Annotated in this window: 25 protein-coding genes and 1 tRNA gene; 13 read left to right on the plus strand and 13 right to left on the minus strand. The window is 66.4% G+C overall.

Annotation, left to right across the window (positions count from 1 at the left end; translation table 11 throughout):
* Positions 1-16 precede the first annotated feature (16 nt).
* Together AC27L4_RS11355 and AC27L4_RS11360 are read left to right on the plus strand one after the other, a co-directional pair.
* Complete coding sequence (locus AC27L4_RS11355; protein WP_487142232.1) at positions 17-1,714, plus strand: FAD-dependent oxidoreductase; 1,698 nt, start codon at positions 17-19, stop codon at positions 1,712-1,714.
* Positions 1,714-2,019 (plus strand): UBP-type zinc finger domain-containing protein, encoded by a 306-nt coding sequence (locus AC27L4_RS11360; RefSeq protein WP_487142233.1) that lies wholly within the window; start codon positions 1,714-1,716, stop codon positions 2,017-2,019. Before AC27L4_RS11355 ends, AC27L4_RS11360 begins: the two co-directional genes overlap by 1 nt.
* Before the next feature lie 357 nt (positions 2,020-2,376).
* Here AC27L4_RS11360 and AC27L4_RS11365 read toward each other — a convergent pair whose 3' ends face one another.
* Positions 2,377-3,492 carry an IS110 family RNA-guided transposase gene (locus tag AC27L4_RS11365; RefSeq protein WP_487141059.1) on the minus strand — a complete coding sequence of 372 codons (1,116 nt, stop codon included), beginning with the start codon at positions 3,490-3,492 and terminating at the stop codon, positions 2,377-2,379.
* A 122-nt stretch (positions 3,493-3,614) separates the two neighbouring features.
* Here AC27L4_RS11365 and AC27L4_RS11370 point away from each other — a divergent pair.
* Positions 3,615-4,378, plus strand: a protein-coding gene (locus AC27L4_RS11370) for an IS5 family transposase (protein ID WP_487141060.1) whose coding sequence is annotated in 2 segments (ribosomal slippage) — positions 3,615-3,930 and positions 3,930-4,378 — 765 coding nt in all. Because the reading frame shifts where the segments join, the coding sequence is not laid out codon by codon here.
* A 239-nt stretch (positions 4,379-4,617) separates the two neighbouring features.
* On the opposite strand, the gene AC27L4_RS11375 is transcribed toward AC27L4_RS11370, so the two are convergent.
* The gene (locus AC27L4_RS11375; protein WP_487142234.1) at positions 4,618-5,529 is read right to left on the minus strand and encodes a LysR family transcriptional regulator; all 912 of its coding nucleotides are present in this window, start codon (positions 5,527-5,529) and stop codon (positions 4,618-4,620) included.
* 137 nt (positions 5,530-5,666) lie between these two features.
* On the opposite strand from AC27L4_RS11375, the gene AC27L4_RS11380 reads away from it, so the two are divergent.
* The 3 genes from AC27L4_RS11380 to AC27L4_RS11390 all read left to right on the plus strand — a co-directional run bounded on the left by AC27L4_RS11380 (position 5,667) and on the right by AC27L4_RS11390 (position 8,270).
* Complete coding sequence (locus AC27L4_RS11380; RefSeq protein WP_487142235.1) at positions 5,667-6,269, plus strand: NADPH-dependent FMN reductase; 603 nt, start codon at positions 5,667-5,669, stop codon at positions 6,267-6,269.
* A gap of 102 nt (positions 6,270-6,371) precedes the next feature.
* On the plus strand, positions 6,372-7,244 hold the full coding sequence (locus AC27L4_RS11385; RefSeq protein ID WP_487142236.1) for an NmrA/HSCARG family protein: 873 nt from the start codon (positions 6,372-6,374) through the stop codon (positions 7,242-7,244).
* A gap of 51 nt (positions 7,245-7,295) precedes the next feature.
* On the plus strand, positions 7,296-8,270 hold the full coding sequence (locus AC27L4_RS11390; RefSeq protein ID WP_487142237.1) for an NADP-dependent oxidoreductase: 975 nt from the start codon (positions 7,296-7,298) through the stop codon (positions 8,268-8,270).
* Positions 8,271-8,329: 59 nt separating this feature from the next.
* On the opposite strand, the gene pdxR is transcribed toward AC27L4_RS11390, so the two are convergent.
* Positions 8,330-9,742 (minus strand): MocR-like pyridoxine biosynthesis transcription factor PdxR, encoded by a 1,413-nt coding sequence (gene pdxR / locus AC27L4_RS11395; protein ID WP_487142238.1) that lies wholly within the window; start codon positions 9,740-9,742, stop codon positions 8,330-8,332.
* A gap of 89 nt (positions 9,743-9,831) precedes the next feature.
* On the opposite strand from pdxR, the gene AC27L4_RS11400 reads away from it, so the two are divergent.
* The 3 genes from AC27L4_RS11400 to AC27L4_RS11410 are packed head-to-tail and all read left to right on the plus strand — an operon-like array spanning position 9,832 to position 11,690.
* Entirely contained in the window at positions 9,832-10,245 is a 414-nt protein-coding gene (locus tag AC27L4_RS11400) for a cupin domain-containing protein (protein WP_487142239.1), read from the plus strand.
* Positions 10,246-10,270: 25 nt separating this feature from the next.
* Positions 10,271-10,726 carry a carboxymuconolactone decarboxylase family protein gene (locus AC27L4_RS11405; protein WP_487142240.1) on the plus strand — a complete coding sequence of 152 codons (456 nt, stop codon included), beginning with the start codon at positions 10,271-10,273 and terminating at the stop codon, positions 10,724-10,726.
* A 43-nt stretch (positions 10,727-10,769) separates the two neighbouring features.
* Positions 10,770-11,690, plus strand: a complete 921-nt coding sequence (locus tag AC27L4_RS11410; RefSeq protein ID WP_487142241.1) for an NAD-dependent epimerase/dehydratase family protein — start codon at positions 10,770-10,772, stop codon at positions 11,688-11,690.
* A gap of 525 nt (positions 11,691-12,215) precedes the next feature.
* Here AC27L4_RS11410 and AC27L4_RS11415 read toward each other — a convergent pair.
* A complete protein-coding gene (locus AC27L4_RS11415; protein ID WP_487142242.1) occupies positions 12,216-13,121 on the minus strand; it encodes a LysR family transcriptional regulator in 906 nt (301 codons plus the stop codon).
* A 121-nt stretch (positions 13,122-13,242) separates the two neighbouring features.
* Between AC27L4_RS11415 and AC27L4_RS11420 the strand changes: the two genes are divergently transcribed.
* Positions 13,243-13,788, plus strand: a complete 546-nt coding sequence (locus tag AC27L4_RS11420) for a carboxymuconolactone decarboxylase family protein (RefSeq protein WP_487142243.1) — start codon at positions 13,243-13,245, stop codon at positions 13,786-13,788.
* 869 nt (positions 13,789-14,657) lie between these two features.
* Here AC27L4_RS11420 and AC27L4_RS11425 read toward each other — a convergent pair.
* Positions 14,658-14,732 (minus strand) — tRNA-Gly (locus AC27L4_RS11425).
* A gap of 184 nt (positions 14,733-14,916) precedes the next feature.
* Here AC27L4_RS11425 and AC27L4_RS11430 point away from each other — a divergent pair.
* Positions 14,917-16,521: a peptide chain release factor 3 gene (locus tag AC27L4_RS11430; RefSeq protein ID WP_487142244.1), complete on the plus strand. Its 1,605-nt coding sequence runs from the start codon at positions 14,917-14,919 to the stop codon at positions 16,519-16,521.
* Between the two features lie 6 nt (positions 16,522-16,527).
* On the opposite strand, the gene AC27L4_RS11435 is transcribed toward AC27L4_RS11430, so the two are convergent.
* Both AC27L4_RS11435 and AC27L4_RS11440 read right to left on the minus strand, forming a co-directional pair.
* Positions 16,528-16,854, minus strand: a complete 327-nt coding sequence (locus tag AC27L4_RS11435) for an antitoxin (protein ID WP_487142245.1) — start codon at positions 16,852-16,854, stop codon at positions 16,528-16,530.
* A gap of 66 nt (positions 16,855-16,920) precedes the next feature.
* Positions 16,921-17,985 (minus strand): alkene reductase, encoded by a 1,065-nt coding sequence (locus tag AC27L4_RS11440; protein ID WP_487142246.1) that lies wholly within the window; start codon positions 17,983-17,985, stop codon positions 16,921-16,923.
* A gap of 116 nt (positions 17,986-18,101) precedes the next feature.
* Here AC27L4_RS11440 and AC27L4_RS11445 point away from each other — a divergent pair, with 116 nt between their 5' ends.
* The gene (locus AC27L4_RS11445) at positions 18,102-18,401 is read left to right on the plus strand and encodes an ArsR/SmtB family transcription factor (protein ID WP_487142247.1); all 300 of its coding nucleotides are present in this window, start codon (positions 18,102-18,104) and stop codon (positions 18,399-18,401) included.
* Between the two features lie 3 nt (positions 18,402-18,404).
* On the opposite strand, the gene AC27L4_RS11450 is transcribed toward AC27L4_RS11445, so the two are convergent.
* The 4 genes from AC27L4_RS11450 to AC27L4_RS11465 all read right to left on the minus strand — a co-directional run bounded on the left by AC27L4_RS11450 (position 18,405) and on the right by AC27L4_RS11465 (position 22,181).
* Positions 18,405-19,412, minus strand: coding sequence for a LacI family DNA-binding transcriptional regulator (locus AC27L4_RS11450; protein WP_487142248.1), 1,008 nt, complete (start codon positions 19,410-19,412; stop codon positions 18,405-18,407).
* Positions 19,413-19,539: 127 nt separating this feature from the next.
* The gene (locus AC27L4_RS11455; RefSeq protein ID WP_487142249.1) at positions 19,540-20,364 is read right to left on the minus strand and encodes an amino acid ABC transporter permease; all 825 of its coding nucleotides are present in this window, start codon (positions 20,362-20,364) and stop codon (positions 19,540-19,542) included.
* 89 nt (positions 20,365-20,453) lie between these two features.
* Positions 20,454-21,251 (minus strand): transporter substrate-binding domain-containing protein, encoded by a 798-nt coding sequence (locus AC27L4_RS11460; RefSeq protein WP_487142250.1) that lies wholly within the window; start codon positions 21,249-21,251, stop codon positions 20,454-20,456.
* 120 nt (positions 21,252-21,371) lie between these two features.
* Positions 21,372-22,181, minus strand: a complete 810-nt coding sequence (locus tag AC27L4_RS11465) for a lytic murein transglycosylase (protein WP_487142251.1) — start codon at positions 22,179-22,181, stop codon at positions 21,372-21,374.
* A gap of 218 nt (positions 22,182-22,399) precedes the next feature.
* Here AC27L4_RS11465 and AC27L4_RS11470 point away from each other — a divergent pair, with 218 nt between their 5' ends.
* Positions 22,400-23,305 (plus strand): pseudouridine-5'-phosphate glycosidase, encoded by a 906-nt coding sequence (locus AC27L4_RS11470; RefSeq protein ID WP_487142252.1) that lies wholly within the window; start codon positions 22,400-22,402, stop codon positions 23,303-23,305.
* 110 nt (positions 23,306-23,415) lie between these two features.
* Here the strand turns inward: AC27L4_RS11470 and AC27L4_RS11475 are convergent, their stop codons facing one another.
* Both AC27L4_RS11475 and AC27L4_RS11480 read right to left on the minus strand, forming a co-directional pair.
* Positions 23,416-24,660, minus strand: a complete 1,245-nt coding sequence (locus tag AC27L4_RS11475) for a hypothetical protein (protein ID WP_487142253.1) — start codon at positions 24,658-24,660, stop codon at positions 23,416-23,418.
* A gap of 167 nt (positions 24,661-24,827) precedes the next feature.
* Positions 24,828-25,412, minus strand: coding sequence for a DUF1134 domain-containing protein (locus tag AC27L4_RS11480; protein ID WP_487142254.1), 585 nt, complete (start codon positions 25,410-25,412; stop codon positions 24,828-24,830).
* Positions 25,413-25,604 lie beyond the last annotated feature (192 nt).

A 25,604-nucleotide genomic window follows, 5' to 3' on the forward strand; every position in this document is an offset into this window, starting at 1 on the left:
GCGATACGATCGCTGCATGGCCCCCACCGTCAGCCCGACCATCTTCGCCCGCCGCGATCAGATGTTTCCCGTTCTGGCCGATGCGGACATCGAGCGCATGCGCCGGTTTGGCGAGGCAAGGACCTATGCCGCCGGCGACCATATCGTTACCGCCGGCGAGGTTTCGCCCGGCGTGATCGTCATCCTGTCGGGCAAGGTCGATATCACGCAGTCCGGCGGGCTTGGCCGGCGCGAGGCGATCATCACCTATGGCGCCGGCAACTTCATCGGCGAACTGGCGCAGCTTTCCAGCCGGCCCTCCCTGGTCAATGCGGAGGCGGTCGAGCCGGTCGAGGCCATCGTCATCCCGTCGCGGCGTCTGCGGGACCTCATGGTGCAGGAGGCAGGTCTCGGCGAGCGCGTCATGCGGGCGCTGATCCTGCGCCGCGTCGGGCTGCTCGAAAGCGGCATCGGCGGGCCGATCATCATCGGCCCTCCCGGCAATGGCGACGTCTTGCGGCTGCAGGGTTTTCTGACCCGCAGCGGCCTGCCGCATCGCGCGCTCGATTCCGACACCGACCCCTGCGCCAAGACGCTGATCGAGCGCTTCCGCGTCGATCCGCACCACCTGCCGATCGTGCTTTGCCCGAGCGGCACGCTGCTGCGCAATCCGGGCGAGAACGAACTCGCCCGCTGCGTCGGCCTCCTGCGTCCCGTCGATGCCGACAAGATCTATGACGTGGCCATCGTCGGCGCCGGCCCCGCGGGACTGGCGGCCGCGGTCTATGCAGCCTCCGAAGGATTGTCGACGATCGTGCTCGACTGCCGCGCCTTCGGCGGCCAGGCGGGCGCGTCCTCGCGCATCGAAAACTACCTCGGCTTTCCCACCGGAATTTCGGGCATGGCGCTGATGGCCCGCGCCTACAACCAGGCACAGAAGTTCGGCGTCGAAATGGCGATACCGGACGAGGCCACGCTGCTTGGCGCGGCCGACGGCGCATCGGGCGCCCGCTACGCGCTCGATGTCGGCGACGGCGAGACGGTGCGGACGCGCGCGGTGGTGATCGCCAGCGGGGCGCGCTACCGCCGCCTCGATATCGCGAACCTGGCGCAGTTCGAGGGGACGTCCGTGCATTACTGGGTCTCTCCGATCGAGGCGCGGCTTTGCAGGGACCAGGAGGTCGTGCTGGTCGGTGCCGGCAATTCGGCCGGACAGGCCGCCGTCTACCTGGCCGGCCATGCGAGGAAGGTGACGCTGCTGGTGCGTCGCGACAGCCTCGATGCAACCATGTCGCGCTACCTGGTCGAGCGCATCGAGGCGCAGCCGAACATCGAAGTGCTGACCGAGACGGAAATCGAGGCGCTGGAGGGGCACGAGGGCCATCTTGAAGAGCTGCGCTGGCGCAACCGGGCGACCGGCGCGGAAACGACGCGCCCGATCCGCCATCTTTTCCTGTTCATCGGCGCCGACCCGAACACGGACTGGCTCGCGAACTGCAACGTCGCGCTCGATCCGAAGGGCTTCGTGCGCACCGGACCGGATCTCACGCCGACGCATGGCCTGATGGAGACGAGCCGCAGCGGCGTGTTTGCCATCGGCGACGTCCGCTCCGGCTCGACCAAGCGCGTCGCGGCCGCCGTCGGCGAAGGCGCCCAGGTGGTGGCGGCGCTGCATGCCTATCTTGCGCGGAACGGCGGCCGCGCCGTCGCGACCGAACCGGCGAGGAGATCGTGATGGACGAGTGCAGGCATACGGAAGAGATCAGGGACGTCACGCCGAGCGCACGCGGCTGCGAGGAATGCCTGAAGAGCGGGTCGCCATGGGTGCATCTTCGGATTTGCCGCACCTGTGGCCATGTCGGTTGCTGCGACGACTCGCCCAACCGCCACGCCACCAGGCATTTTCGCGCCACCGGCCACCCGATCATCGAGGGCTACGATCCGCCGGAGGGATGGGGATGGTGCTATGTCGACGAGGTCTTCATCGACCTCGGCGACCGCACCACGCCGCAGGACGGCCCTATCCCGCGCTTTTACTAGGGCGTAAACTCATAAAATGGTTTGGTGTTTATGGCGAGGCGTGATTCTCATGTCCATTTTCAAGAGGCTTTGGCAAGCAGATCTGTTCCGCGGCAGCGGCCTATTCAGTTTGTCCTGCGCATAGCCGGAGGCGAAGGCTTCGAGACGACGGTTGATCAGACTCTGATGCGCGGGTTGGCTACCGCAAGACCGCGTTTTCGTCTCGGGCCTGCCTCTGTCTCAAGCCGGGCGTCGACCTTTCGATCGGCCACAGAATCACAGCGAGGATTGCCCTACCGTGCCTCCGCCTCCGGCGATGAGCAGATGTTCAACGACGGATTTCGACAGTTCTCCCTCTTTTCGGCAGCCTGTCTTCTTTCAGGCGGCGGTGATGGCGGGATTTGTCGCAATGGCCCAAACAAATGCGGCGAGTTCGCGCGCGATGGCGACGCAGACGACATTGATCGGCTTTCCAGCCTTCGCAAGTCGACGATATCTCGCGCACAGCCGCACCTGCGCCTTCCAGGCGATTTCCTTGACAGACTGCGGCAGGAATTCGTTGCGCTCCAAAATCGCGAGTCCGACGCGCGCCGGTGAGCGATATGTCCAGGCGCCTTCGACGAGCATGCGCCGCCCGCGCGTGTTGCCCGCCTTCGTTATGCCGCCACGCGCCGTCTTGGCGCCGGACGACCGCTCGCTTGGGCACAGCCCGAGATAAGCCATGAGTTGCCTCGGGTTGGAGAAGCGGCGGAAGTCGCCGATTTCGGCGACCAAAGTCATCGCCGAAATCGCGGCGATGCCGCGCAAGGCTTGAATGGCCGCGACGACCTTCGCAAGCGACCAGGAGGGCAGAAGCTCCTGCATCTGCTTGGCCAGCCGGTCGCGTCGCGCCAGCGCCTCCTCCATTGCCTGTACAAGCTCCTCGAATGCGATCTGCCGCGCGGGATGATCAAACCGCTGGCCAGCAAGCCATTTGCGATATTTGCCGCTCCAATGTTTGCCGTCTGAATAGACCCGATCGTGCCGCAGAAGAAAGCCGGTCACCTGTTGGCGTGCTCGCCGCAAGGTCTCCACCGCCGCCTGCCTGGCGCGGCATAGGTCACGCATGGCTTCGTGCGCCTCGTCGGGAACCCAGACCGGTGTCAATTCGCCCGACCGGAACAGCGAGGCCTGGGTCACCGCATCGCGGCGATCCGTCTTCACCCGGTCGCCGGGCCGAGTGGGCACCAGCGACGGCGCCACCACCACGCATTCGTGGCCGAGCGCGACGATCTGCCGATAGAGCCCGTAGCCGCAAGGCCCGGCCTCATAGCAGAACGCCAATTGAGCGTGCTTCTTCGAGAGCCGCTCCACCAGCTTGGCGACCGCCTCCGGACGGCTCGTGATCTCGCCCAGGAACCGTGTTTCGCCTCGCCGCCCACCTTCGGCGATCGCCACCGAAATCGTCCGCTTGTGCGTATCCATCGCCACGAAAGTCGTTGTATTTTGGTCCATGGCCCATTCCCCATGCATGAGGCTCTGACCGAAAAGCCGGTCAACCCTCGTTGTTGCATGCCGCGGAACGGGCCGCCCAAATGGACATAGCGTCTCAAGGTTTCCGAACAGGGAAGTCTTTGATGACGCGCCGTCGCCACGAACTCACGGACCATGAATGGTCAATTCTTTCGCCGCTCCTGCCGAACAAACCGCGCGGTGTTCCCCGTGTGGATGACCGGCGTGTGCTGAATGGCATTCTCTGGCGGTTTCGGACTGGTTCGCCCTGGTCAGAAATCCCGGAGCGCTACGGTCCACCAACCACCTGCTACAACCGCTTCGTCCGCTGGCGGAAAGCCGGGGTCTGGGACCGGCTTCTGGAAGCGGTTTCGGAAGCTTATGATGGTGACATCGTCATGATCGACTCCAGCTGTGTCCGCGTTCACCAGCATGCGGCCACGGGAAAAAGGGGGATGGCGAGGATGGCGGCATGGGACGTTCCCGCGGCGGACTTACGAGCAAAATCCACGCGCTCGTGGACGCCGAAGGCCGTCCCGTCACCCTCCGTCTGACCGGCGGGCAGATCGCCGACTGCACCGAGGCCGACGCGTTGACGGATCAACTCGGCGAGGGAACCATCCTCTTGGCCGACAAGGGGTATGATAACAATGCCATTCGGGCCAAGGCCGCCGAGCGCAAGGCCTGGGCCAACATCCCGCCGAAGTCAAACCGCAAGGCCTCCTTTGTCTTCTCGCCCTGGGTCTATCGGCAGCGCAACCTCGTGGAGCGCTTCTTTAACAGGATCAAGCAGTTCCGAGGCATCGCAACCCGATATGACAAGCGGCCCGAGAACTTTCTCGCAGCCGTAAAGCTCATCGCAGCAAAAATATGGTGCCAAAGTTTATGAGTCGACGCCCTAGAGCAAAGCGCGTTTTGGTGGAAACGTGCTTTGCTCCAACGCCTTGTTTCGACGCGTCTTTGCGACTTGACGCGAGTCCGTCAAATCGCAAAACGCTTGAGGGCGTGCCCGGCCGCCGCGAAGCGGCGCGGAATTCGGCCGCTTTCCAATGCCGCGCGGCCACCATCCCGCCGAACTCGGCACAGATGAGCGCAGGTGTGAGCCGATCATCCCGACGCCGGCGCAAATCATAGCAGCCCTTGGGCGCTGATGATTTCAGCACGCATCTTGCCGACGACGGCATCGATGAAGGCCGAGACCGCCAACGGCAGGTGAGACCGGCTCGGGTAGACGACGCTCACGGCCAGATTGCGGCGCATGTACCGGGGCAACACCGGCACCAGTCGGCCGGCCGCGAAATCGGCCGTTCCCAGTATCGGGGTCAATGCGATGCCGAGGCCCGCGATAGCGGCCTTCCGGATTGCCTGCGCGGTGTTCGCCATCACGCGGCCGGTGACGGTCACCTCCTCCTCGGCGCCGTCGGGACCTTGGAGGCGCCACGTCGCATAGTCCCGGGCCTGCGGCACGAACAGACAGTCATGCCGGGTCAGGTCCTGCAACGTCGCCGGCGTCCCGCGCGCGGCGAGATAGGAAGGGCTGGCGACAAGCCCGATCGACCGGCTCTGGATTTTGCGCACGACATAGTTCGGACCGCGCGTCTGCGTGCCCCGAAAGGCGACATCGATGCCCTCCTCGATGAGATCGACCGTCGCGTCGCTCAGGACGAACTCGATGCGCACCTGCGGGTGAGAGGCGAGGAATTCGGCAACCCATTCCATCTTGTAGAAGTCGAAGAAGTCGGCAGGCATCGCCACGCGTATCAGTCCCCGGGGTATCCGCGCGCCGGCAATCAGATCCTCTCCCGCCTGCTGCAGCCCGTCCACGGCCGCCGCGCTGTTGCCGTAGAGCTCGTATCCGGCGTCCGTCAGCTTCAGCTTCCTGGTCGATCGCTGCATGAGCCTGACGCCGAGCTGCTCCTCCAGTTCCTGAATGCGCCGGCTGACCGTGTTGGCAGGAATCCCCAGGCGCCGCGCGGCCTCCGCGAAGCTGCCGAAGCGAACGACCTGAACGAACAGGCCGATGTCGTTCAGGTCGAGCATTGCCGGCATTCCTTCCAAATATGGAGGAGTTAAACCCGATAACTCCGCCTAGTCAATCAAACGCGGAGCGGCCACTTTCAGGGGCAGCGGGAGCCTGCCCGGCCCCGACCGTTCAACCATCCCAGGGAGCGTCCCACATGCCAAAGCCCCCGCACATCGGCATCGTCGTCGGCTCGACACGGCAGGGCCGCTTCAGCGAGCGCGCGGCCGGGTGGTTTCACACGATTGCGGCTCGCCGCACCGATCTCAGCGTCGAAACCGTCGACCTGCGCGACTACCCGATGCCGTTCTTCGACGAGCCGGCATCGCCGGCCTGGATGCCGCCGAAGCACCCGGCCGCGGAACGCTGGGCGGCGAAGCTGGCGGAGCTCGACGGGATCGTGTTCGTGACGCCCGAATACAATCACGGCTACAGCGCGGTGCTGAAGAACGCGCTGGACTATGCCTTTCAGCAGTTCAACCGCAAACCTGCCGCCTTCGTCGGATATGGTGGTGTCGGTGCCGCACGTGCGATCGAGCAACTGCGCACGGTCGTGATCGAGCTTCAGATGGCGCCGATTGCGAAGTCCGTGAACATCGGCATGGTCGAGTTCCTGGGTATCTGGCAGCAGGGCAAGGATTTCGCGGATTATCCGCATCTCGAACAGGCGGCCGTCGCCTTGCTCGACGATCTGTCCTGGTGGAGCCGCACCCTGCAAGTCGGACGTCAGGCCGCATCCGCACTGGCGTCGGTCGATTGAGCGTCCTGTGCCGCCACTCGGCCCACAACGCATGCCCACGGCGTCGTTTCGAGGGTCGGTGTCCCCGTTCGCCGTGACGGGGAGAGCCAAAGGAGACCGGTCATGAGTCAGAAGCTCGCCGTCGTCGTTTCCGGAGCCACGGGCCAGCAAGGTGGCGCAGTGGTGAAAAACCTCCTCGAGCGCGGTCACGAGGTCCGCGCCGTCACGCGCAACACCGACTCCGCGAAGGCGAGGCAATTGGCCGGCGCGGGCGTCACGCTCGTGCGCGCCGCACTCGAGGACACGGCCGCGCTTGCAAAGGCGCTCGAGGGCGCGACCTCGTTCTTCATGATGACGACGCCGTTCGAGGAAGGCCCACAGGCCGAGACCCGCCAGGGCACCTCCGCCGCGGACGCAGCCAAGGCGGCAGGCGTACACCTCGTCTTCAGTTCGGTCGGCTCGGCCGATCGGCAGACCGGCGTCCCGCACTTCGACAGCAAGTACGAGGTCGAAAAGCATATCGCCAGGATCGGCGTACGCGCCACGGTGCTGGCGCCCGTCTATTTCATGGAGAATCTCTATTTCGGCAGGGAACAGCTGGCGAAGGGCATCTACGCAACGCCGCTCCCGCCGGCGCGGCGGCTCGCGCAGGTGGCTGTCGCGGACATCGGCGCCGTCGCCGTTCGCCTCCTCGAGGATCCCGGCCGTTTCGCGGGCAAGCGCTTCGATCTCGGGGGAGACGACCTCACGGGCAACGATGTCGCGGCCGTCCTCTCACGTGTCACCGGTCGCCCGTTCAGCTATTTCCAGGTGCCGCTGGACGTCATCCGCCAACGCATGGGCGAGGACTACGTCAAGATGTACGAATGGTTCGACCGCGTCGGCTACACGCTCGATGGCGCCGCGCTGCGCCGCGAGTTCCCTGACGTCGCTTTTCACGACTTCGAGTCGTGGGCGAAGACGCAGGACTGGAACAGACTTCTCCAGGGCGCGTAGGACGTCCGCGCAACCGATGCATCGAGCCAATCACGAACGGGGAGAACTCCCATGAAAGCCGTCAGGTTGTTCGAATATGGCGGGCTGCTGGCGTTCAACGACATAGCTGCGCCGGCGATCGGGCGCGACGAGGTCCTGGTCAGGATCAGGTGTACTGCAGTCAATCACCTGGATCTCGTCGAGGCCTCGGGAAAGGCGAGAGAGATCCTGCGGATCGACCTGCCCTGGATACCTGGTCATGAGTTTTCGGGCGTCGTCGAACAGATCGGAAGTGACGTAACGACATGCGCGCCCGGTGACGCCGTATTCGGTACGACGACCGGAATGGGCGCCTACGCGGAGTATCTGGCTGTCAAGGCGTCGGCCATCGCCAGGAAGCCTTCCAACCTCTCATTCGAGGAGGCCGCATCCGTGCCGGTGGCCTCCCAGACGGCATGGCAGGGCCTCTTCACCCACGCTGACCTGAAGAAGGGACAAACGATCCTGGTTCATGGCGGCGCCGGTGCCGTGGGTACCTATGCGGTGCAGTTGGCATCGCATGCCGGTGCCGCCGTCATTGCCACCGCGAGCGGCGGCGACGAGACGTATCTCAAGTCCATCGGGGCCGGTATGGTTGTCGACTATCGGAAGGCTCCATTCGAGCATGTCCTGCAAGAGAAAGTCGATGTGGTCTTCGACTTGATCGGTGGCGATACACAGAAGCGGTCGTTCCTCGTCCTGAGGGAAGGCGGCCATCTCGTCTCCGCCGTCCAGCCCGTGTCGCAGGAAGAAGCGGCGGCGCACCACGTGTCCGGCATGATGATGCGGCTCGCCCCTTCGGGAGAGACGCTCGGCAGAATCGGGCGATTGCTGGAAGAGGGGACGATACGAACAGACGTCGCGACGGTGTACGCGCTCGAGGATGTGGCCCGCGCCTGGGAGGATATCGCCGGGAGCCTGCCGAGGGTTCATGGGATGTCGCCCGGCGGACAGCAAGCGGCGAGGCGCAAGTCCCACGGCAAGATCGTCCTTCGCGTGAGCGAATAGGGACGCCGCATTGCGGGCAATCGTCATGCGCCAGCGAATCCGACGCGATGGGCCGACCATCATCTGAAGCGAGCGATGATCTCCCAAAGACGCTGGCAGGACGCCGCGACATGCTTTCTTGGCGCGGTTGCTATACCGAGAAGAAGGCCGGTTTGGCTCGCGTCAGGCAATGAGTACCAGGCCGATAGAGGCACCGGCGACATTCCAAACGCGGCTGCTTCTCTGACAACGGGAACGTCGGGCATATCGCCGGAAAGCCTTATCAGGGCTGCCAGCCCCGCCGTGGTGATCTCGGCGACGGCATCATGCCTCTGAAGGCATTCCAGCAACGCATCACGTTGAGAGGCATAGATTCGCTTGGAACGCCGGAGATGACGCAAATAGTGCCCCTGGCGCATGAACTCGGCAGTGGCCAGTTGCGTCGACGGCCCAGGCGGCGGCCCGAGACAGGCTGCGACTTCGATGAAGCGGGACAAAAGCGATGGCGGGGCGACGAGGAAGCCGAGCCGCAAGGTCGGGCTGATCGTCTTGCTGAAAGAGCCGATGTGGATGACGCGCTCGTCTCGATCCAGTGACGCGAGAGCCGGCGCGGCCCTCCCCTGCAGCTGCAGTTCGCTCAGATAGTCGTCCTCGATCACCCAGACGTCTTGCCGGCCCGCCCAGTCTAGCAGGCGCAATCGTCGCGCCAGCGAAAGCGTGGCGCCAAGAGGCGCCTGCTGGCCCGGAGTCACGACGACGAGTTTCGCGCCGGGAGCGCGGCGCAATCCATGGTCGACGTCGATGCCGTCGGCATCGACCGGGATCGGAACCACCGATAATCGCGCGAGTTCCAGGCCGCGCCGGGTGAACGGGAAGCCAGGCTCCTCCATCCACGCCTTCGCCCCGTCGAGGCCGAGCACGCGCAGCGCCAGGCCAAGGCCGCCGGCATATCCGCCGGTGACGATGACCTGAGACGGCGAGCATTCGAGACCGCGAGACACCGCCAGGTAGCCGGCAATTTCCCGCCTCAAGTCGATCTCCCCGCGAGGATCCGGATACATCGGAGGAGCACTGGCCTCCGCGCGAACCGCATGAGCACGGATGCGCGCGAAAAGCGTCGCCGGAAACGTTTCGATCGCTGGGACGCCCATCTGGAAGATGGCCGGACCGCGCGTCATCTCCCGATATGTTTCCATGAATGAACCGGGATCGAACGGCTGTTCGGACCTGACCGCCGGACGAGGCCTCTGTGCGACATGGGTTCCGGCCGAACGAGACGCCTCGACGAGCTGTGCGGCGGACAGCTTTTCGTAGGCGACGCGCACCGTGCCGCGCGCGACGCCCAGCTGCGCCGCAAGATCCTGCCATGACGGCAGGCGCGCTCCTGGTGCGAGCACCCCATTTTCGATCGCAGCGCCGATACCGATCCGGATCTGCTCGGTCAGCGAAACCTTGGCGGAGCGATCGAGACGCAAGTGGAGCCGCTTGTCCATGCACTCCGTAGTACACGATTCTAATTCATTCTTGGTTCTTTTCCCTGGCTCATGGCGAGAGCATTTTCAAACCGGACAGGAGAAAAGCCATGGCCTTTCGATCGCTCGCCACGACGGCGTGTGCCGTACTCGCTCTCGGCATGACGACGCCCTTGGCCCGGGCGGCAGGCGACCGCGTCACCCCGAATTTCGAGCAGGCGATTCCGAACAGTCCCGGCAAATCGCTGGTCGCCGTGGTCGTCGACTATCCGCCGGGCGCGGCATCGATCCCGCACATCCATGCAAAGTCGGCCTTCATCTATGCCTTCGTTGTCTCCGGAAGGATCGAATCGAGGGTCAATGACGGCCCGACGCGGATCCACAAGGCGGGTGAGAGCTGGTCCGAGCCACCCGGCGCGAACCACTCCGTCAGCCGCAACGCAAGCCGGACCAGACCGGCCAGGCTCCTTGCGGTCTTCGTCGTCGATACCGACGACAAGAAGCTGACGACGCCGACAAAATGATGCTGCCGGCGGGAGGAAAATCACGATGAGCAAGCGCCTCGACTACAACCGGATCGCTCCCAATGGGGTGAAAGCCCTTGGCGGTGTCTACGGCTACGTCGCGCAGAGCGGGCTTCCCGCCGGCCTGGTCGAGCTTGTCTATCTGCGCGTTTCGCAGATCAACAACTGCGCCTACTGCCTCGACATGCACACCCGCGATCTCGTCAAGAAAGGGGTGTCGATCGAAAAGCTCGCTCTGGTCCAGGCCTGGGCGGAGGCCGGCAATCTGTTCAGCGAGCACGAGCGCGCCGCACTCGACTGGGCCGAGACGGTGACGCGCGTCGTCGAAACCGGCGTTCCGGATAAAGCCTTCGAGGCAGCGCGCGGCGTCTTCGAGGAAAAGGAGCTGGTCGATCTCACCATCGCGATCAGCCTGATGAACAGCTACAATCGGATGGCGATCAGCTTCCGCAATACGCCGCAGGCGGTGCTCGAGAAGTAACGGACGAGACGCTCTCGCTGGGCGCAATCAAGGAATTCTGATCATGAGAATATTCGTTGCCGGCGCCACCGGTGCGGTCGGCCTCCCGCTCGTGCGTGCGCTATGCGCGCTCGGACATCAGGTGACGGGCATGACCCGCGCCGGGCCGGGCATAGACCGCCTGCGGGAGCTGGGCGCCACTCCCTCGACCGCCGATGCTTTCGATCCGAACGCGGTCCGCAAGACCATCGCAACGGCCGCACCGGACGTCGTGATCGACGAGCTCACCTGCCTCCCCGCCGATCCGGCCGACCTCATCAGGTCGATGCCCAACGACACCCGCCTTCATCGAGAGGGTGGCGGCAATCTGCTCGCGGCGGCCGGAGAACTTGGCGTCAAGCGCTATATCATGCAGTCGCGCGGCTTCTACCTCGACGCCCCTGCCGGGCACCTCGCGGACGAGACTGCAAAGCTCCGCTATGATGCGCCCGGCGAGATCGGCAACAGTGCCCGCGCCATCGGTGCTTATGAGGATGCGGTCCTGGCTTGCCCCTCCCTGGATGGAATCGTCCTGCGTTACGGCTTCTTCTACGGGCCCGGCACCTGGTATCGCCCGGATGGCGCCATCGCCGAGCAGGTCCGCCAGCGCAGATCCGCGATTGTCGGCGATGGCAATGCCGTCTGGTCCTTTGTTCACGTCGACGATGCCATTGCCGCGACAGTTGCCGCCCTCACGGCGGAGCCAGGGGTCTACAACGTCGTGGACGACGATCCGCTGCCCGTCTCCCAATGGTTGCCCGGCTTTGCCCGCTGGGTCGACGCGCCCGAGCCTCCTCGCATGAGCGTCGAGCAGGCGCGGCAAACTGCCGGAGAAGAAGCGGTCTGCTACCATACCAGGTTGACCGGGGCCTCCAACCATCGCGCCAAAGCACAGCTCGGGTTCAAACCGCGCCCGCTGCCTTGGAAGGAGCCTGGAGCGCGCTGACATTCGGGATGCTGGTGCAGCGGAACATCTGCTTCAGGCCTCTTTTTCAGGGATGCTTGGATGTCGGTTCGCCTGATGTTGGAGCATCATGTCTGCCCGGGCCTCGATCAGGAGCGTCCGGCGCAAGGACGGCGGCGACGATCCCGACGGCGCGGGCCGCAATGCCGAACGCGCCGGGTGTTGAGAAACTCCGCGGCAACCATCAGGCCGCGAGCAGCGCGCATGCGAGTCGACCGGTCGAGACCGACGCTGGTCGCCGGCACGAGCGACCGCGTGGTGCTCATCGAGGACACGCGCGAGCTGCAGTGTCGGCGCCGAACCTGGTCGCGATGCGGACCAAGGACGGCGTCGCCTCGCTGTCGCCCTGGGAGACGCCGCTCAACGATCGATTCTTTGCCGCCGCCGAGCTTCGTCCCGGCGACAAGGACAGCGAACGCCGCGTTCGTATCGTCCGGCGTGTACCCCGGCCGCCTCGCGAAAATCGGTGCAGGCTCCAAGCGCGTCAACGAGGGCTGCTTCTATCGTTCAGAGGGAGGACAAGCTGGTGCGGAGCCGTTTCGCCGCAAAATCGAGAAAGAACCTCGTCTTCGTCGGGAGGGCGCCGGCTCCGCTGTGAATCAGGTGTACCGGCAACGGCTCGGGCTCGAACTCCGAGAGGATGATCCGCAACGCACCGTCTCGCACGGCATCCGCACATTGGTAATGCAGGACGCGGGTCGCCCCAACGCCCGACTGGGCGGCCGCCACCGCAGCCTCGGCCGTGCTGAGCGTCAACCTCGGTTTGATCGGCACGTCCACGACGCCCTTGGCGTCCCTGACCTGGAACGACCAGGTCAGGCCGGGCGCAATGAAATCGAAATTGACGGTGGGCAGCGAGGCCAGTTCGGCTGGCGATTTGGGCACGCCATGGCCGGCGAGCAATTGGGGACTCGCGCACACGACCGTCCGGATCGCGCCGACACGCGTGGCGATCATCGAGCTGTTCGGAAGCGGCCCGATCCGCACCGCCAGGTCGACATGGTCCTCAATCAGATGAAGGTTTCGGTCCGAGAGGAGAAGGCGGATATCGATTTCGGGGTATGTGGCCAGGAACTCCGTGACGATCGGCAGGATCTGTAGACGCCCGAAGAGCACCGGCGCCGTCAGGATCAGTTCGCCGCGTGGGACATTGAATTCACCAGCGGCGACGCGCTCCGTCTCTTCGATTTCGTCGAGGATGCGGCGGGCCGAGGCGATGTAGACGGCGCCAGCGTCGGTCAGCGCAAGCTTCCGCGTGGTGCGGGCCAGGAGCCGCGCCCCCAGATGCGCTTCAAGCTCGGTCACTTTCCGGCTGATCGTTGGAAGAGGCACGCCCAGTTCCCGGCTGGCTTCAGTGAAGCTGCCCCTGTCGACGACCTTCAGGAGAATCGACATGGCTTCCAGGCGATCCATAACTATTCCACTCCACGAAAATATTACCTCCAGGAATAGCCGATTATCCATCCGACTGGAACGGCGTACCTGTTGCTCGAGAGGGGCCGCTCCCCGGCTCCGCAGGAAGAGGACGACCGCCATGTCCCGTCTCGCCATCCCCGCCCGCGACGATGTCCCCGCCGCGTCGAAACCGATCCTGGACGCCGTCCACGCCAAGCTCGGCGTCGTCCCGAACATGTTTCGCCTTGTCGCGCAGAGCCCGGCTGCGCTGGAAGGCTTCGTCTCCAGCAGTGGCGCCCTGGGCAAGACCCTCGATGTCAAGACCCGCGAGCGCATCGCGCTGGCCGTGGCGCAGGTGAACGGCTGCGACTACTGCCTCTCGGCGCACAGCTATCTGGGCCTGAACCTGGCCAAGATCAGCCCGGAGGAAATCGACCTCAATCGCGCCGGCAAGTCGGGCGATGCGAAGGCGAACGCGGCGGTGAGCTTCGCCGCCAGGGTCGTCCGCGAGCGCGGCCACGTCAGCACGGCTGACATCCAGGCGGTGCGCGACGCCGGCTACAGCGACGCCGACATCGTCGAGATCCTCGCCGTGACGGCCGAGAACATCTTCACCAATATCCTCAACGTGGTCGCCGAGACCGACATCGACTTTCCGGTCGTTCGCGCCGCAGAGGCTGCCTGACGTCAGGGGGCTGACGGAACTTTGCACCGTCAGCCCCTCCATGTTCCGCGCGAAGGAGCGCCGCCCTGCCGTATGGATTCCTGGATATCGCCGGGACGTCGAGCGTCAGGGCCGCGCAGGCCCGGATGGGCGCGGACCAGTTCTGGGAGGAGTCCAGGGGGCACCGCGAGTTCGACCGCTTCACCGAGGAAGAAATCGTAGTAGCGGTCCGTCCGCTCCGCGATCGCCTGACCTCGCTCGAAACCGAAAATGCGGAGCCGCGCTTGTCTCGCTCAAAAGGGAGATCGCCCATGACCGAACAACGCCCCCCGTTGCCGCCGTTCGACTTTGAGGCGGCGACCCGAAAGGTTCGCTTGGCTGAGGACGGCTGGAATGGCACGGATCGCAGCTCGTCCAGCGCCTGCTCGAACAGCTCGACCTGCATGTCGAGCTCGGTGCCTGATAAGGGAGAACGCGCCGCTCCGCCCCGCCCGCCGGCGAGCGCCGGGTTCAGCATGCCCCACGGCGACAGGGGCTCATGGATGTCCCACCAATAGGTCAGGGTGAGTCGGCTGTCGCGGTCGGCCCGGACCATGCTCTCGATGAAGGGATCGCCTCACGGGCAAGCGGCGACCGAAGGAGGGCATGGACGCTCATGCCACGGCCTCCAGCAGGCAGAGGCAAGGTCGGGCGCGGCAGGGGCAGTAATTGTCGAGGAAGTGGGAGCCCGCTTCGGCTTGGTCGCCCGAGGACACTGCGTGAACGCGGCTTCCCGCATTTTCCCCACATTCCTGGAGACGTTCGCGGTTTCCGGCTATCGCTCGCGGGTTATCCAACCCCGGCGGCGCTCCAGTCATCTCAAGCAAGCCATCAATGTGTCTTGAGAAAACTGGAGCGGGCGAAGGGATTCGAACCCTCGACCCCAACCTTGGCAAGGTTGTGCTCTACCCCTGAGCTACACCCGCATCCGTTTTTGCCGCCGCGTCGTGGTGCGGCGACGCGGCTCGTATGCCAAAGGGCGGCGGCGATTGCAACAGGGAAAATCGCGTCCTGTGCATAACCCGCGATTTTCCGCGAGGCAGCCCGGAGGTGACGCGCCGCGCATTTCATGTCAGAGAGCGCCCACGCCACGACACGCCGGATTTCGCCTTGAACGACCTTTCGCCCAACGCCGCCGCCTCTCCCCTCGCCCGCGAGGTCGAGCGGCGGCGGACCTTCGCCATCATCTCGCACCCGGACGCGGGCAAGACCACGCTGACCGAGAAGCTGCTGCTGTTCGGCGGCGCCATCCAGCTCGCCGGCCAGGTCAAGGCCAAGGCCGACCGGCGCAACACCCGCTCGGACTGGATGTCGATCGAGCGCGAGCGCGGCATCTCCGTCGTCACCTCGGTGATGACGTTCGAGCATGGCGGCCTCGTCTTCAACCTGCTCGACACGCCCGGCCACGAGGACTTCTCCGAGGACACCTACCGCACGCTCACCGCCGTCGATTCGGCGGTCATGGTGATCGACGCGGCCAAGGGCATCGAGGCGCGCACGCGAAAGCTGTTCGAGGTCTGCCGCCTGCGCGACATCCCGATCGTCACCTTCATCAACAAGATGGACCGCGAGGGCCGCGACCCCTTCGAGCTGCTCGACGAGATCGAGAAGACGCTGGCGCTCGCCACCGTGCCGATGACCTGGCCGCTCGGGCGCGGCCGCGACTTCGCCGGTACCTATGACTTCACAGCCCGGCATGTCCGCCTGGTCGATCGCGACGACGAGCCCACGCCGCTGGCCGCCGACGATGCGGCCGGCATCGGCCGGATCGCGCCCCACCTCGACGCCGCCGCGACCGCCGAGGAACTGTCGCTCGTCCAGGAGGCCTGCGGCGCGTTCGACCTGCAGGCCTTCCGGGAGGGGCACCAGACGCCGGTGTTCTTCGGCTCGGCCATCAAGAATTTCGGCGTCGGCGACCTGCTCAAGGGTCTGGGCGACCACGCGCCCGCCCCGCGCGACCAGGCCGCGGCGACACGGGTGGTGCACGCGACGGAGGACAGGCTCTCCGCCTTCGTCTTCAAGATCCAGGCGAACATGGATCCGAACCACCGCGACCGCATCGCCTTCGTGCGGCTGTGCTCGGGCAAGCTCTCCCGCGGCATGCGGGTCAAGCTGATGCGCACGGGCAAGTCGATGAGCCTGAACGCGCCGCAGTTCTTCTTCGCCCAGGACCGGGCGCTCGCCGAGGAGGCCTACGCCGGCGACGTGGTCGGCATTCCCAACCACGGCGCGCTGCGCATCGGCGACACCCTCACCGAGAACGAGGACATCGCCTTCCTCGGCGTGCCGAGCTTCGCTCCGGAAATCCTGCGCCGCGTCCGCCTGCCCGACGCGATGAAGGCCAAGAAGCTGAAGGACGCGCTGCAGGATCTGGCCGAGGAAGGCGTGGTGCAGTCCTTCCGCCCGCGCGACGGCTCGCCGGCGCTGGTCGGCGTCGTCGGCGCCCTGCAGCTCGACGTGCTGCAGAACCGGCTCGAGGCCGAATACGGCCTGGAGATCCGGTTCGAGCCGTCGGAATTCGCCCTGGCCCGCTGGATCTCGGCCGAAGACCGGGCCGACCTCGACAAGTTCATCACCGCCAACGCCTTCTCCATCGCCGACGATCTCGACGGCGACCCGGTGTTCATGGCCAAGTCCGCCTTCGACCTGCGCTATCGCGGCGAGCAGGCCCCGGCAATCCGTTTCGCCGACATCAAGGACGTGAAACGGGGATGAACGCGCTTACGCCAGCCAGTTCTCGACCTTGAGATCGGGAACGCGGCGGAACTCGCGTTCGTTGTTGGTTACGACAGTCAGGCCCGCGGAAAGGGCGTGGGCAGCGATCCAAAGATCGTTGTTGCCGATCGTCTCGCCGCGCCGTTCATCATCATCATCGCCGGGAAGGGTGGCAAGCAACTCGAAGGCGCGGGCGAGCCCCTGCGCCCGCTCCCGCAGCACCACTTCGTCGCCGCGTCGAAAAATCTCGACTTCCACCCCTTTGAAGCGGAATGCCTTCGGCAATCGCACGGCCTGGCTGTTGCCGGATTTGAAGACACGCGCAGTCGCCATCACCACCCCGCATATACATGGCAGTAATACGGAAGTGAGGCCATGCTTCGAGCCTGGTGCCTGACGCTACGCCGCTTCCCGTTCCAGCGCGGGATAGTCGGTATAGCCCAGCGCTCCCTCCGCATAGATCGTCGAGACATTGAGCTCGTTGAGCGGGGCGCCACGGGCGAAGCGTTCGACCAGGTCGGGATTGGCGATATAGGCCTTGCCGAAGGCGACCGCGTCCGCCTCGCCCGAGGCGAGCGCAGCTTCCGCCGTCTCGCGGGTGAAGCCGTCATTGGCGATGAACACGCCGCCGAACGCCTCCCGTACGCCGGGCGCCAGGCGCGGCTCGACCAGCGACTCGCGGCCGCAGAGGAAGGCGATGCCGCGCTTGCCGAGCTCGCGGGCGACGTAACCGAAGGTCTCGGCCGGGGTCGAATCGCTCATCGAATGGGAGTCGCGCCGCAGATTGAGGTGCATGCCGACCCTGTCGACGCCCCACACCGACGTCACCGCGTCCGTGACCTCCAGCATCAGCCGGGCCCGGTTCTCGATCGATCCGCCATAGCGGTCGGTGCGCCTGTTGGTGCCGTCCTGCAGGAACTGGTCGAGCAGGTAGCCGTTGGCCCCGTGGATCTCGACGGCGTCGAAGCCGGCGGCGCGCGCGTTCGCAGCGCCTTGGCGGTAGGCCTCGACAATGCCGGGGATCTCGTCCGTCTCCAGCGCCCGCGGCGTGACATAGGGCTTTTGCGGCCGGATCATGCTGACATGGCCGCCCGGCGCGATGGCGCTCGGCGCCACCGGCAGCGCGCCGTCGAGATAGACCGGGTCGGAGATGCGCCCGACATGCCAGAGTTGCAGGGCGATGCGCCCGCCGGCCGCGTGGACGCCGTCGACGACCTGCCTCCAGCCCTCGACCTGCTCGGGCGACCAGATGCCGGGCGTGTTGGGATAACCCACGCCCATCGGCGTCACCGAGGTCGCCTCGGTCAGGATCAGGCCGGCGGCAGCGCGCTGGATGTAGTAGTCGCGCATCAGCGTGTTCGGCACGCGCCCGGCGCTCGCGCGCGTGCGCGTCAGTGGCGCCATGATGATGCGGTTCGGCAGCTCCAGGGCGCCGATCTTTATCGGATCGTGCAATTTCGGCATGATGCCTCCATATAGGGATGAACACGCGCCGATGCGCTGTGGTGACCTGACGTTCGATGTTCATCGAACATCGAATATAAGTGACCTTTCGAATGAAGCAACACCCTCATCCCGATGTGAGCGAGATCAGCCTGACCGGCGTGCTGACGGCGCTGGGCGATCCGGTGCGCCTGGACATCGTCGCCTCGCTGCTCGATGGCGAGCGCGGCTCGAGCGAGTTCGACTGCAAGGTCGGCAGTTCCACGCTCAGCCACCATATCAAGGCGCTGCGGGAGGCAGGCGTCATCTGCCACCGCAAGGAGGGAACGCGCTGCTTCGTGTCGCTGCGGCCCGATATGGAGGCGCGTTTTCCCGGCCTGCTCGCGTCCGTGCTGCGCTTTGCGCCGGTCGCGGCCACGCAACGGCCCGCCGACTGACGGCTACTGCGTCATCCCGCGCACCGAGCGGCGCTCGATCAGTTCCGGCGGCAGCGCAAGCATGTGCGGCAGCTCGGCGCCGCTGTCCAGGTGCTCGATCAGCACGCGCGCCGCGGTCTGGCCCATCTCGAAGGCCGGCTGCCGGATCGTGGTCAGCGGCGGCGCCGTATAGGCCGCCATCTCCGAATCGTCGTAGCCCATCACCGACAGCTCGTCCGGCACGGTGAGCCCGCGCTCATGCGCGGCGCACAGCGCGCCCATGGCGAGCATGTCGTTGATGCAGAACAGGGCGTCGGGCAGCCGGTCCGGCCGGGAGGCCAGCTCGCCGAAGGCGCGATAGCCTCCCGCGATGGTGAAGTCCGAATTCACCACCAGCGCCGGATCAAGCCTCGCCCCCGCCTCCTCCAGCCCGGCCTGGAACGCCTCGAACCGGGTGATGCCGCGCGGATGGTCGGCCGGGCCTGTGATGCAGCCGATGCGTCGAAAGCCTCGCTCGACCAGGTAGCGGCCGGCCAGCCGCCCGCCGATGCGGGAGTCGTCGTTGACGACGCAGTCGACAAGCCCCTCGGCCGTGTCGAGCCCCACCACCGGCAGGCGGCCGTTCGCGGCGACCTGGCGCAGGAAATCGGGCGCGGCATTGGTGGTCATCACCACCAGGCCGTCGATACGCCGCGCCGCCAGCGTGCGCCAATAGGCCTCCAGCCGTTCGGTGACGTCACCGGTGTTGCCGAGGATCAGCGTGTAGTCGCGCTCGAAGCAGCCGGCTTCGACGCCGCGGATCACCTCGGCGAAGAACGGATTGACGCTGGTGGTGACCAGCATGCCCAGCGCATGGGTGCGGTTGGCCTTCAGTGCCCGGGCGATGCCGGAAGGCCGGTAGCCGAGCCGGCGGATGACGTCGCTCACCCGCTCGCGCGTCTCAGGCGCCACCGGCCGGGTGGCGTTCACGACATGCGACACCGTGGTGACGGAGACACCGGCCTCCCGCGCAACATCCTTGATCGTCGACAAATCGATCACCCCTCGTGTTGGCCTGGAGCGGCCCAAGCCTAAGGGCATGTTGCACGAACCTGCAAACGTTAGCTGCGCTGCATCGCAAAAAAGCCACAGAGATCCATCGCACCGCGGCGCAGCCCGCTCAGGGCGCCTCGTTGCGGCGCATGCGCTTCTCCAGCCGGCGCACAAGCACCGACAGGCCGATCGTCATCACCAGGTAGAAGAAGGCGACCACCGTGTAGGTCTCGAAGTAGAGGAAGGTGGCGACGGAATAGGTCTTGCCGATCTGGGTGATGTCGGCGACGCCGAGCACGGAGACGAGCGAGGAATCCTTCAGCATCGCCACCAGGTCGTTGCCGAGCGGCGGCAGCATGGTCTTGAAAGCCTGAGGCAGCACGACCAGGCGCAGCGTCTGCCAGCGCGACAGGCCCAGCGCCTGCGCCGCCTCGACCTGCCCCCGGTCGACCGCCTCGATGCCGCCGCGCATGATCTCGGCGATGAAGGCGGAATAACCGAAGGTCAGCGCCGTCACCGCCCGCCATTCGAAGCTGAAATCGCGGACCGTGATCGCCGGCAGGAAGCCGGCCTCGATCGCCCCGGCGAACAGGCCGGAATAGCCCGAGATCAGCGCCGGGCCGACGGCGAAGGCGACGTAGTAGAGCAGCACCAGCATCGGCACGCCGCGCATCACCTCGACATAGGCCTTCGTCACCTCGCGCAACCAGCGCAGCCGCGACACCAGCGCCAGGGCGAGCAGCGTGCCGAACACCAGCGAGGCTGCGTAGGCGACGACGGTGACGCGGACGGTGACGAACAGCCCCTCCCCGATCGCCAGGAAGATCGCGCGGTAACTGGGGCTGCCGAGGCCGAGCACCAGCAGCATGGCCGCCAGGGTGACCAGGATCGCCGCCCACCAGGGGACGCGTGCCAGCACGGACGGCCGCCGCGGCGGCGAGACGCTGGTCATGGCCGGCCGCCGCCGGCGATCGCAAAACAGGGACGGGCGCCGGAACGGCGAGGCAACGGCGCTTCAGGCATTCGCGGGGGCCGCCTCGATCAGTTGGCGATCTTGTAGTCGTAGAACCACTTCTTCTCCAGCGCCGCCAGCGTGCCGTCGGCCTTCATCGCCGCCAGCGCGGCGTTGACCGGCGCCACGAGGTCGGAGCCCTTCTTGAAGATGAAGCCGAACTCGTCATGGCCGAGGCCGCCGCCGACGACCTTGAACACGCCGGGCGAGGCAGCCATGTTGCCCTGCGCTCCGGCCATGTCCATCAGCACGGTGTCGACGTCGCCGATCTTCAGCGCCTGCAGCGAGGCGCCGAAGGTCTCGAACAGCTTCAGGCGCGGGCTCTTGTCGTTGCCGCCCAGCAGGTCGGACACCGCCACGTAGAAGTTCGTCGTGCCGGTCTGCGCCCCGACCAGCAGCTTCGGATCGGCCGCGAAGGACTTGGCGTCGCCGAAGCGCTTCTCGTCTCCCCGCACCAGCATGAACTGCTCGGACACCATGTAGGGGTCGGAGAACTCGATCTGCTTCTTGCGCTCCTCGGTGATCGAGATGCCGTCCATGCCGATGTCGAACTGCCCGCCCTGCACCGCCTGGATCATGCTGTCCCAGGAGGCGGTCTGCCACTCCACCTGGGCATTGAGGCGCCGGGCGATCTCGTTCACCGCGTCATACTCCCAGCCGATGCCCTTGCCGCTCTTCGGATCGGTGAAGTTCAGCGGAAAATAGGCGTTCTCGGTGACGGCGACGATCTTGCGCCCCTTGAGGTCCGGAAGGCCATCGGCAAGGGCGGGAAGCGCAGCCAGCGCTGCGACGGCGGCCGCAAGGCCGAGAAAGGCACGGCGAAACATCCTGACGCTCCTGGGCAGATCGGGAGGAGGTGCAACTCTGGCACGGGACGGGCCGCCGCGACAGGGGCAAATCATGCCCCCGCACAGCCTTGGACCGGCCCGCCCTCCCCGATGCGACGATCAGGAATTGCCGGCGATGCGGTCGGCCAGCAGGGCGATCGTCCGGGCGTAGATGTCGCTCTTGTTCCACTGCTTGATCACGTCGAAGTTCGGCGTGCCCGGCTCCCAGGACTGGCCGGCCACCCAGCCATAGCCCTTGAGGTAGTTGGCGGTGGAGGCCAGCACGTCGGGCGTGCTGTGCAACAGGTCGCGACGGCCGTCGCCGTCGAAGTCGACGGCATATTTGATATAGGAGGTGGCCATGAACTGGGTCTGGCCGAGCTCGCCCGCCCAGGCGCCGCGCAAGGCGGCCGGCTCCATGTCGCCCTCGTCGAGGATCTTGAGAGCCGCGATCAGCTCGCCGTGGAAGCGCTCGGTCCGGCGGCAGTCATAGGCCAGCGTCGATAGCGAGCGGATGGTCTGGAAATTGCCGATATTGGCGCCGAAATCCGTCTCCAGGCCCCAGATCGCCGTGAGCACCGGCGCCGGCACGCCGTATTGCTGCTCGATCCGCGCGAACAGATCCTGGTTCTTGGCGATGAAGCTCTGCGCCTTCTTGATGCGGTAGGCGTTGACCATGCGGCCGGAGAACTGCTCGAAGCTCTGCTTGAAGACCTTCTGATTGCGGTCGTAGCCGATCGTCTTGGGGTCGTAGGTCACGCCCTCGAAGGCGGCGGTGATCGTGCCCTGCGAGATGCCGGCGGCGGCGGCTTCGCCCCTGAAGGCCTCCAGCCAGGCCGGGAAGCCGCTCTCGTCGTCACCGCATTGCGCGGCGGCGGCCGGAGCGGCGGACAGCAGGGTAAGGACGGCGAAAAGGACGGAACGACGCATGATCAAAAATCCAAAGGGTTTGGCTCATTAAGCGCAACGGCCCCCACCCGGCACCCCTAAAATGCCTGATATCCCTGCGTCGACACAAGTTTCCGCCCACCGTTGCAGAGCTGCCGCACCGGCCGCCGCGAATCTTTCGAGACAAGCGGCCACCTGCCGGCTATGTCGAGCACTTGGTCCCGCCCAGCGGTGCCCACGGATCGTCAGGGAAAGATGCCATGAGCCTCATCGCCCATTCGCCCGCTGTCGCGGCCGCTCTCGCCGCCGGCAAGCCCGTGGTGGCGTTGGAATCCACCATCATCACCCACGGCATGCCCTGGCCGCAGAATGTCGAGACGGCGCGGCGGGTCGAGAACGCGGTGCGCGAGCAGGGCGCCGAACCCGCCACCATCGTCGTGCTCGACGGCGTCATCCATGCCGGCATCGACGAGGCGACGCTCGATGCGGTCGGCCGTTCCGACGGCTTCCTCAAGCTCAGCCGCGCCGATCTGGGCTATGCCGTCTCGGCGAAGCGGAACGGCTCGACCACGGTCGCCGCCACTATGATCGCCGCCGCCCGGGCCGGCATCCGTGTCTTCGCCACCGGCGGCATCGGCGGCGTGCATCGCGGCGCCGAGCGCACCTACGACATCTCGGCCGACCTGCATGAGCTGGCGCGCACGCCGGTCTGCGTCGTCTGCGCCGGCGCAAAGGCCATCCTCGACCTGCCCAAGACGCTGGAGACGCTGGAGACGCTCGGCGTGCCGGTTGTCGCCTATGGCGCGGACGAGTTCCCCGCCTTCTGGAGCCGCAGCAGCGGCCTCTCCGCCCCGATCCGGCTGGATCAGGCGCAGGACATCGCAGCCCTGATGCGGGCGCGCGACAGCCTGTCGCTGGACGGCGGCGTGCTGGTCGGCAATCCCATTCCCGCCGACGAGGAGATCGCCGCCGCGGAAATCAATCCGGCGATCGACGCGGCGATCGCCGAGGCCGACGCCCTCGGCATCGCCGGCAAGGCGCTGACGCCCTTCCTGCTCTCGCGCATGCTCGAGCTGACCGAAGGCCGCAGCCTCAAGGCCAATGTGGCGCTGGTGGAGAACAATGCCCGCCTGGGCGCCCGGATCGCGGCCGCCCTGGCCGCCTGATCGCGACGCAGCAGGCAGATCCCCAGACCTGCGGCACGCATGATGCCGAGCAGCGGAGGGCTTGCCTTTCCAGGGCGAGATCAACCTCGGCGAGAGCCGGGGGAGACTGCCTAGGCCGGCGGCGCGTCGACCTTCTCGCCGGCCGGCTCCGACGTGGTCAGCAGCTTGCGCAGGCGGCTGTCGAGATCGTCATTGGCGGCGGCGAGGTCGGCCACCGGCGGCACGGCCGCGCCGTTGCGGACCGCCGCGTCCCGGGCAATCTCCGCGGCGAGGCGGGCGAGTTCGACGCGAACGGCCTGATTGTCGCGATCCACCGCCTGCCAGCCCTCGCGGGCCTCGCGCCGGAGTTCCGCCGCCTCGGCCTTCAGGCGGGCCTGCTCGATCTTGGCCTCTTCCAGCCGCGCTTCCAGGGCCTGCCGGTCGCTGCGCAGCGTATCGGTGCCGCGCGCGAGATCCGTCGCGGTGCGCTGGGCCTCGGTCTTCAACCGCGCGATCTCGTTGGCCAGCTCGGCCTCGCGCCCGGCGACGAAGGCCAGCTTGCCATCCCGCTCCGACAGCGCCACATCGCGGCGGCGCAGGTCGGACGTGGCGGCGCCGAGCCGGTTCTCCAGCTCGGCCATGCCGGTCTCCAGGTTGCGCACTTCGGAAGCCCGTTCCGACAGATGCTGCTCGAGCCGGGCCACCTTGGCAGCGAGGGCCGCGGCCGATGCCTCCTTGCTCGCCAGTTCCGCCGCCTGCAGCGCCAGGCGGCTCTCGCGCTCGACGCCGGCGGCCGTCAGCGCGGCCAGCTCGCGCTGTCCCTGCGCCAGCTCGTCCTCGGCCGTGCCGAGCTTGGTCCTCAGCGCGACGATCTCGACATGCAGGCCGTCGATCTCCATGCGCGCGCCGTCGAGCTCGCCCCTGAGGGCCTGCGCGCCCGCATCGCCTTCAGCCATCGCGGCCCTGGCCGCGTCCAGCTCCGCCTTCAGGCCGACGATGTCGCGCTCGCGCTCGATCAGGTCCGCGCGCGTCGCCAGCGCCTCTTCCTCCAGCGCGCGCAGCCGTTCCAGCCCGGCCGCGCCGTCCACGCTGAGACGTCGGATGATCTCGCTCTGCCGGCCGTTCTCCGCCATGACGGCGTGACGGCGGTCCCGCTCCGCCTCGTAGCGGCTCTCGACCCGTCGTTGCTCGATGGCCGCCTCGGCCCGCACCAGGTCGCGGCCCGCGCGCACTTCCGCCATGGAGATCGGGATCGCCGTCTCAAGCTGCCGTCTGGTCAGCCGCAGCGCCCGCGCCCAGACAGCCGGCAGCGTCGCAAAGGCGATCAGGCCCGCAACGAGGAAGCCAAGTGCGAAGACGATGGCGTAATCGAGCAAGAGGAGATCGATGCTCCAGCAGAACCGGCCTGTATCCGCCTTCTATATGGCACGGGCGGCGCGCCGCTCAAAGGGAGGCCGCGATTTTCACGCCCGAACAGGGGCCGGGCTCCGATCCCGAAGGCGGGAGCGAAGCCCGGGCAGGCTCGCAGTCCGCCCGGCGGGACTCAGAGCGGGTTCCAGGTCGCCTCGGGCGTGAACTTGAGATAGCCGAGATTGACGCCGAGCCGGGCGCCGACGCCGGACTTGATCGGCACCACCACCATGTCGTCCCACATCAGCGCGGTCATGCCGATGCCGCCTACCACATAGGCGGAGCCGGCAATGCCGGCGAAGCGCGAGAAGATCGCGTCGGAACGCGGCATGTTGTAGACCAGCATCATGGTGCGGGCGCCGTCGCCACCGAAGTCCCAGCCGAGCGAGGGGCCCTGCCAGTAGACCTTCTGGTCGCCGGCATTGCGGGTGAACAGCGTGCCCTCGCCGTAGCGCAGGCCGGCGAAGAAGGCCCCCGCGCCCTCCTCCCCGAGGATGTAGCCGTTCGGCTCGCCCCAGCGGCTGACGGCCGACTGGATCGCCATGGCCAGGTCGCGCGAGACGGTGCCGAAGAAACGGTGGCCGGTGGAGACCAACTCGTTCTGCGAGATCTTTTCGGGGCGGGCGTACCGGTCCTGAGCGGAGGCCGGCCCGGCCATCGGCGCGGCCAGCAACAAGGCGGCCACGGCGAAGACGACAGCACGGAACTTCGACGTCATGAATCTAACCCTCTTTCCGGTTGAGCTTCCCGGATGCGCTCGGCTCCTGCTGCTGCTTCAACGCCTGTTCCATAGAATTTTAGCCATTCTTCTAACGCCGACTTTCCTCCATGCGGGTTAACGAAACCCCAGCGGAGGCGTCTCGCATCGGCCGCACGGGATCTTGCGAGCGTCGGGCGCGATACAGTCCGC

The sequence above is a fragment of the Labrys sp. Lb11 genome, from assembly GCF_057554225.1.

Excerpts from the sequence above, each read along its gene's own strand:
- AC27L4_RS11410 (WP_487142241.1), top strand. The coding sequence starts at position 10,770 with ATGAGAATATTCGTTGCCGGCGCCACCGGTGCGGTCGGCCTCCCGCTC.
- AC27L4_RS11465 (WP_487142251.1), bottom strand. The coding sequence starts at position 22,181 with ATGCGTCGTTCCGTCCTTTTCGCCGTCCTTACCCTGCTGTCCGCCGCT.
- AC27L4_RS11460 (WP_487142250.1), bottom strand. The coding sequence starts at position 21,251 with ATGTTTCGCCGTGCCTTTCTCGGCCTTGCGGCCGCCGTCGCAGCGCTG.
- AC27L4_RS11440 (WP_487142246.1), bottom strand. The coding sequence starts at position 17,985 with ATGCCGAAATTGCACGATCCGATAAAGATCGGCGCCCTGGAGCTGCCG.
- AC27L4_RS11470 (WP_487142252.1), top strand. The coding sequence starts at position 22,400 with ATGAGCCTCATCGCCCATTCGCCCGCTGTCGCGGCCGCTCTCGCCGCC.
- AC27L4_RS11415 (WP_487142242.1), bottom strand. The coding sequence starts at position 13,121 with ATGGATCGCCTGGAAGCCATGTCGATTCTCCTGAAGGTCGTCGACAGG.
- AC27L4_RS11400 (WP_487142239.1), top strand. The coding sequence starts at position 9,832 with ATGGCCTTTCGATCGCTCGCCACGACGGCGTGTGCCGTACTCGCTCTC.
- AC27L4_RS11355 (WP_487142232.1), top strand. The coding sequence starts at position 17 with ATGGCCCCCACCGTCAGCCCGACCATCTTCGCCCGCCGCGATCAGATG.
- AC27L4_RS11455 (WP_487142249.1), bottom strand. The coding sequence starts at position 20,364 with ATGACCAGCGTCTCGCCGCCGCGGCGGCCGTCCGTGCTGGCACGCGTC.
- pdxR (WP_487142238.1), bottom strand. The coding sequence starts at position 9,742 with ATGGACAAGCGGCTCCACTTGCGTCTCGATCGCTCCGCCAAGGTTTCG.
- AC27L4_RS11365 (WP_487141059.1), bottom strand. The coding sequence starts at position 3,492 with ATGGACCAAAATACAACGACTTTCGTGGCGATGGATACGCACAAGCGG.
- AC27L4_RS11480 (WP_487142254.1), bottom strand. The coding sequence starts at position 25,412 with ATGACGTCGAAGTTCCGTGCTGTCGTCTTCGCCGTGGCCGCCTTGTTG.
- AC27L4_RS11385 (WP_487142236.1), top strand. The coding sequence starts at position 6,372 with ATGAGTCAGAAGCTCGCCGTCGTCGTTTCCGGAGCCACGGGCCAGCAA.
- AC27L4_RS11405 (WP_487142240.1), top strand. The coding sequence starts at position 10,271 with ATGAGCAAGCGCCTCGACTACAACCGGATCGCTCCCAATGGGGTGAAA.
- AC27L4_RS11435 (WP_487142245.1), bottom strand. The coding sequence starts at position 16,854 with ATGGCGACTGCGCGTGTCTTCAAATCCGGCAACAGCCAGGCCGTGCGA.
- AC27L4_RS11375 (WP_487142234.1), bottom strand. The coding sequence starts at position 5,529 with ATGCTCGACCTGAACGACATCGGCCTGTTCGTTCAGGTCGTTCGCTTC.
- AC27L4_RS11420 (WP_487142243.1), top strand. The coding sequence starts at position 13,243 with ATGTCCCGTCTCGCCATCCCCGCCCGCGACGATGTCCCCGCCGCGTCG.
- AC27L4_RS11360 (WP_487142233.1), top strand. The coding sequence starts at position 1,714 with ATGGACGAGTGCAGGCATACGGAAGAGATCAGGGACGTCACGCCGAGC.
- AC27L4_RS11390 (WP_487142237.1), top strand. The coding sequence starts at position 7,296 with ATGAAAGCCGTCAGGTTGTTCGAATATGGCGGGCTGCTGGCGTTCAAC.
- AC27L4_RS11380 (WP_487142235.1), top strand. The coding sequence starts at position 5,667 with ATGCCAAAGCCCCCGCACATCGGCATCGTCGTCGGCTCGACACGGCAG.